This is a genomic window from Cryobacterium sp. 10I1 (assembly GCF_035019805.1).
GTDB classification, from domain to species: Bacteria; Actinomycetota; Actinomycetes; order Actinomycetales; family Microbacteriaceae; genus Cryobacterium; species Cryobacterium glucosi.
Genome location: NZ_JASJVF010000214.1, coordinates 1 through 5,732 on the forward strand (window position 1 = coordinate 1; position 5,732 = coordinate 5,732).

At 65.8% G+C, this 5,732-nt stretch carries 7 protein-coding genes; all 7 read right to left on the reverse strand.

Annotation, left to right across the window (positions count from 1 at the left end):
* Positions 1 to 39: 39 nt before the first annotated feature.
* A complete protein-coding gene (locus QN345_RS14855) occupies positions 40 to 744 on the reverse strand; it encodes a TIGR04282 family arsenosugar biosynthesis glycosyltransferase (protein ID WP_323504903.1) in 705 nt (234 codons plus the stop codon).
* A gap of 418 nt (positions 745 to 1,162) precedes the next feature.
* Positions 1,163 to 1,603 (reverse strand): hypothetical protein, encoded by a 441-nt coding sequence (locus tag QN345_RS14860; RefSeq protein WP_322140886.1) that lies wholly within the window; start codon positions 1,601 to 1,603, stop codon positions 1,163 to 1,165.
* Between the two features lie 241 nt (positions 1,604 to 1,844).
* Positions 1,845 to 2,237 carry a hypothetical protein gene (locus QN345_RS14865; RefSeq protein ID WP_322136676.1) on the reverse strand — a complete coding sequence of 131 codons (393 nt, stop codon included), beginning with the start codon at positions 2,235 to 2,237 and terminating at the stop codon, positions 1,845 to 1,847.
* Entirely contained in the window at positions 2,234 to 2,842 is a 609-nt protein-coding gene (locus QN345_RS14870) for a DoxX family protein (RefSeq protein ID WP_323508806.1), read from the reverse strand. The genes QN345_RS14865 and QN345_RS14870 overlap by 4 nt, the downstream gene beginning before the upstream one ends.
* Positions 2,797 to 3,786: a radical SAM protein gene (locus tag QN345_RS14875; RefSeq protein WP_323508807.1), complete on the reverse strand. Its 990-nt coding sequence runs from the start codon at positions 3,784 to 3,786 to the stop codon at positions 2,797 to 2,799. Before QN345_RS14875 ends, QN345_RS14870 begins: the two co-directional genes overlap by 46 nt.
* Positions 3,787 to 3,788: 2 nt before the next feature.
* Positions 3,789 to 4,613 (reverse strand): phosphate/phosphite/phosphonate ABC transporter substrate-binding protein, encoded by an 825-nt coding sequence (locus tag QN345_RS14880; protein WP_322136679.1) that lies wholly within the window; start codon positions 4,611 to 4,613, stop codon positions 3,789 to 3,791.
* 7 nt (positions 4,614 to 4,620) lie between these two features.
* Positions 4,621 to 5,732: acyl-CoA dehydrogenase family protein (locus QN345_RS14885; protein WP_323508808.1), on the reverse strand; the 1,112-nt coding region annotated here is incomplete at its 5' end.

The window sequence follows — 5,732 nt, forward strand, 5'->3', positions numbered from 1 at the left end:
CTAGCGAGGTCGGATGCATCACTGGCCCGGCGACAGCTCCTACCCGCTCGGTGTCAGCCCCGCGTCGGGCCTGCCTGGCACCGCGGGCCGCATCGTGGCGAGGCTCGCCGCGAACCGGCCCCCGGGGGCGAGGGCCGCCACCCGGTCGGCATCGGCGACCGTGTCGACGTCGGTGAGGTGTGGGAGCCGCCGCACCCGGAGCCCGGCCTCGTGCAGGCGGGCGAGCTGCCGGGCGCCGGTGTCGTCCTGGGACATCGGGATGCCGCGGATCAGGTCGCCACGCGACAGCACGCCGCTCGACTGCACGCGACGCGACAGCAGGCCGCGCGGGTCGCCGAGCGCGAGCGCCCAGAAGCCGCCGTCGTTCGCTGGGCCGAACCAGGCATCCGTTGTGTCGTCCCAGTCGGTGAAGACTGGCTCGAGCAGCGCCGTGGTGACCTGGGGTGTGTCCATGCCGATGAGGAGGGTGGGTTCGTCGAGGGAGTCGAAGATGGCCGCGAGGCGTGCGTCGAGACGGCCGGACGTCTGGGGCAGGATCTCGAAGGCGTCGGCGGCGACCGGCGGCGTGACACCGTCGAAGGCGAGGATGCGACGCGTCGCCGGGAGAGCCCGAACGGCCGCGAGCGTGTCGTCGAGGCTTGCCGCCGCGAGCAGCGCCGCCTGCTCGAGGCTGAGCGGCGGGTGCAGCCTGGTCTTCACCCGACCGGGCAGGCACTCCTTGGCGATCACCACGACGGCCGTCATCGCCGAGCCCCATGCAGCAGGGCAGACATGTCGCCGATCAGGGTCACGGTGTTCATGTCGCTGCCACACGATGGGCAGGCCGACCGATCTCGGCCTCGATTGCCCGATCCTCACGCGCGAGAGGGGGCCGGGCGGCGTTGACTACCTCGGGGTGAACGTTCGAGCCCGACGCCGAGGTCGCCACAATCATAAGCAGCACGTCGACCGCGTCGTCGACTCCGCTATTGGTGAGGAGTCCGCCCGCGCTAGCAAGAACCGAGGTCGCCTTGAACCCTGTCGATCTCATCGCCCCCCTCGTCTCTAACCACGTACCACCTATTCTGGCCCGACGGTGACTGCCCGACACTGCCTGCCCGACAATGGGCTCTGGGCGCGCCAGCACCTCGTCGAGCGTCGGGTTCGCCGATGGGTCGAGACCCTACTCCTCGCGGCCGGGCACAGAGTCGATGCCGAGCCCCATCGGAGTGAATCGGTCGGTCGACCCGAGACAGCAGCGCCGAAACCACGAGTCGTGGACGAAGACCAGGTGGCGCAGCGTTTGCACAGCCGACCACTCGTCGTTCACGCGCTCGTGCTCGATGCCCGGCGACTGCCGCATGCGCGCCACGGTCGCCGCCCAGCCGGTGCGCAGCTGCCGCCACCCTCGGCGAACGTCGGCCAGGTCGTCCGATCTGATGAGTCGGCGGACCGGGTGAGGACGGTCGAGCTCAGCCTCGACGTTCTCCATGACTTCGACGCCGTTCACAACGAGGTTGGTCACCAGCCCGTCGATCACGGCGCCCTGCATAACCACGCCGATCAGACGGGTGCTGTTCAGGTTGCACTCGCGGAACTCCGCGCCCTTCAGGTCCTCGTCCACGTCCCGTTTCATGCTTGGCAGGCTACGCCCGGCCCCGACGCCTCCGAACGCTGTCGCTTGTGGCTTCTGATCGTGCTGATGCTGCATCGCGTGGCAACCCTGTAGAGGGTTGTTCGGGGCCTGCCCACTCACCGCAAAGGGCTTTCGAGGGGGGATGCGTGGCTCGCACCGTTTCAGGTTCGGAGTGCGCTGGTGGTCGTGACGATGGGCCTGTTGGACCTGCCAATCAACCGTGGTGTCTTCAACCACGTTTTGGCATCGGCCGTGAGGTGATCCAAATGGCGGTGAGGGCGGTGCCGAGTCCGGTCATGAGGGCGGCGGCGTTGACAGAGCCGGAGATGATGCCGATAGTCGCAGCGTAGGTGGCGAGGCGCACCAGTCCGACGACGATGAGGATCGCGCCGGCTGTAAGCAGGAGCGCGGGCATTCGCAGTGCACAGCCGAGCGCGGCGAGGGCACCGAGTGCGACCAGGACGAGTGCTTGCACAAGGTTGACCGATGTGAACTGTAGCGGTGTGTAGTCAAGCAGCGAGAACAACGAGCTGAGCGCGGTGAAACCGGCGACGATCAGGCCGCGGGTGCGCCAGATTGCTGAGGTGGACGCTGTACTACCGGTGCGTGTGGTGGCGTTCATGAGAGGGCCATTGCAATCCGAGCCGGCCGGCCTGAGCCGAGCGACCACCGCGGTCTTAGCAGTCCGTCAACGCCGGCGATCCTTCCGGCGGCGGTTGCCAGGAGGACGAATTGCGCTGCGAACATCAGGTAGTAGCTCCATTGCCACTCCCCGGGGGTGTTCAGCACCGAGAGAGTGATGGCGATGGTCTGGAGAATGCCGATGGCCGCCCAGAAGCGTGTCAGGAATCCCACGAGCAGGAACGCGCCGAGGCAGAATTCCGCGATCAGCACACCCCAGCCGAAGAGCGCGAAGTTGGGGAAGATGACATTCTGTACCAGCCAGCTGAAAGCTCCGAGCACCGGATGCTCCACGGCGTCAGCGGTGTACTGGTAGAGGCCGTCGTGCGCGGCTTGCCCGAAGTCGGGCGGGCGTTTCCAGTTCACATTCTGTAGCCACATCAACCCCACTGCGATCCGCACGGCGGCGAGCACCGCGCGAGTGAGACGCCCGGAATCAATCTGGTTGATATGTGCCGGTGCGGTGGTGCGGGTGGTGGTCATGGTGTTCTCCTTTCGTTTCAGGCGCAGGCGAACATCGATGTGGCGGACGTTGCCGATGACCACTGTTGGGTGAAGAGTTCGCTGACCCGGTCGAGCGCGGGAGCCAGGGGGAGTATCTGGCGACTCACGAGCGCGTTTTCGTCACGGGCGGCGACGGGATGCCAGTAGATACCGTCCGCCGTCACGGTCACCTCGGGGATCAGTGATTCGCGCGTGAATGCGACCCCCTCTTCGGCGACGCCTTGCAGCGCGATGGGGCGGATGACCTGGTCGGCTCGCGGGATCCCAAGCCCGTCGAAGAGCGCGTGCAGCTGATCGAGGGCCGGGTCGTCGTGCGCCGAGATCGTCGCGGCGACCCGCACAGTGAATCCTTCGTCGAGTGCGACTCGGATGCCGGCGAGTGCCCGTTTCCAGCTGCCGACACCGCGGTGGGAATCGTGTACCTCGGGGGTGGGTGAGTCCACACTGATTTGGAGCGCGAAGCCTTGACGTGGCATCGCCTGTAGTTTGCGCAGCCCGTGGCCGCGGAACAGCATCCCGTTGGTCAGTAGTGTGGTCGGCAGCCGGTCGACGCAGGCTCGCACGATGACGTCGATGTCCGGCAGTAGGAACGGCTCGCCGCCGGTGAGATAGAGCTCCTTGACGCCCCAGTCGGCGGCCTCGGTGACTAGTGCCTGAATATTGTCGATGCCGAGCAGACGCGGATCGGTCTTCGGCGACGACGCGACGCAGCAATAGTCGCAGGCCAGGTTGCAGTGAAAGTTGGTATAGAGCCAGAGCCGCGCTCCGGGCATCCGGTCGGCGGGGATCATGCTGCCGGGGTTGCGTGGCCGGCCTCGGCAAACGGTCACGTGGCCGGTGTCCTGCTCGACCATCAAAGTGCTGACGAGGGTGTTGCCTGTTTTCTGGCACCATCGGCGCACGAGTTCCAGTTCGCTCGCCGACGCGACCGCAAACTGTGCCGTGTCGCCTTCGGCCATTTGCTCCACGGTGCGCATCAGCTCCATGATTACCATCGGGCGTCGACGCCCTGTTCCTTGATCGCCGCAAACAATCCGTTGTAGCCCTCGAGGTGTGGTTCGACCCATCGGGTCAGACCCTCCAGTTCGAGGATGCGACGGTGCGCCGGCACCTCCCAGTCCATCGCGAGCAGCTTCGCCACCCACGGTGCGTAGACCGACTCGGGCAAGGTGTCGAGGGCGGTGAACATGCAGTGCGAGTAGGTTTCGGTCTGCCAGACCGGCTCCAGCATGCCCGGCATCAGGTCGCCGCGGCCGATGTTCTCCCACACCGTGATACCGATCGCAGCGACATCAGCGTCACCGGCAAGCACCGCATCGATCGCGTCCAGCTCACTGCGACCGGTGTCACCGTGCTTGCCGATGTCACTGTTGAAGCGCTGAATGTGCAGGTGATCGACATCCACTCCGGCTTCGCGCAGATAGTGCAAGGGCAGAATCGCGGCATGCGCTGAGTCTGCCGATCCGAGTGCCAGGCGCCGGGTCGCGATATCGCCGGGGCCGGACCAGCCGCTTCCCGAGGCCGCGACGAACACCGTCGAAAATGTGGCGTCCGTGTCGCGCATGGCCAGTGGCCGCACGTGCCCGTCGGTCTGAAGCACAGCCCGCGCATACGCAAGATTCGTGTTCCAGGCGATGTCGATCATCCCCGCTTGCAGCGCGTCGACCAAGCGGCCATAGTTCGAAAACAACAGGAAATCCATCGCCGTATCCGGTTCATCGAAATATTCGCGAATGCCTTCCCAGATGGGAACAACGTTGGGCGTGTAAGCGACCGCTCCAATGAGCAGGGGCGCTCCGACGAGTTTCGACATCAGGCGCTCAGAACAGCGGAAGGCCGGTGACAGCCTTCCCGTAGAAGTCGTAAAGCACGTCGGCGGTCGGGGCCATGACCGACCCCGCACGCGCATCCCGGAAGGCCCGCTCGATAGGTAGGTGTTTTGAGAACGCCGCTCCGCCACACACCCGCATCGCCGATTCGGTGATCATCAACGCGGCATCGTTCGCGGAGGCCTTCACCCCGAGCACGAACAACGGAGTATCCTCGGCGGGGCTCGCCACTTTCGCGGCCGCCTGTGCAAGGTAGGACTTCTGCGCCATCAACGCGATGCTCATCTTCGCAATTTGTGCCCGAATCGTAGGTAACGCGGACAGAGCCTGGTCCAGGTGCTCCAGCCGGGCACCGGTCACGTGTGCGACCGCGGCATCAACAGCTGCGGTGCAGAGCCCGAGCGACACTGCGGAGTTGCCCAGGTTGAACCAGGGAAGCACGGTGGCCATCATCGTGCCGAACCCGCTGCCCGGCTCACCGAGACGATAACTGGACGGAATAGTGATCGCTACCGTCATCGGGCTCGACGCATTGCCGCGCAGCCCCAGTCCGCTCCACGGACCGGCGATATCCAAACCCGGCGTTATAGCCGGGATCGCATACAGGTCGACGGTCTCCGGGTCGACCGCGCTTTTCGACGACATCACGTACACGTCGGCGTACCCGGCCGAGGTCACCCAGCTTTTATAGGCCGTGAAGCGAAGGCCAGCCCCGTCGACTACCGACTCGGACACGGGAGCCCAAAAGTGCGATCGCGACCCCTTCTCACTGAACGCGAGCGTACCGAGCACCTCGCCCGAAGCCATCCGCGAGAGAAGTTCCGGCATCGCGGCAGGCGGGGCGGATGCCACCGTCACCGCGGCCGCGACATGCATCAGGTAGATCATCGCGGTAGAGCCGCACGCCACCGCAATTGCGCTCAGCACCTCCGTGAACTCGACCGGCCCGGCCCCCATGCCGCCAGCGTCCTCGCTGATCACCAGGCCGAGCAGCCCGCTCGACCTGAGTGCCGCGACTGAATCAACAGGGTAGCTGCCATCGGCATCAACCTGTTGGGCGTGAGCGGCGGCTACTGCCGTTACCCGCGCTACAGCTTCTTGGA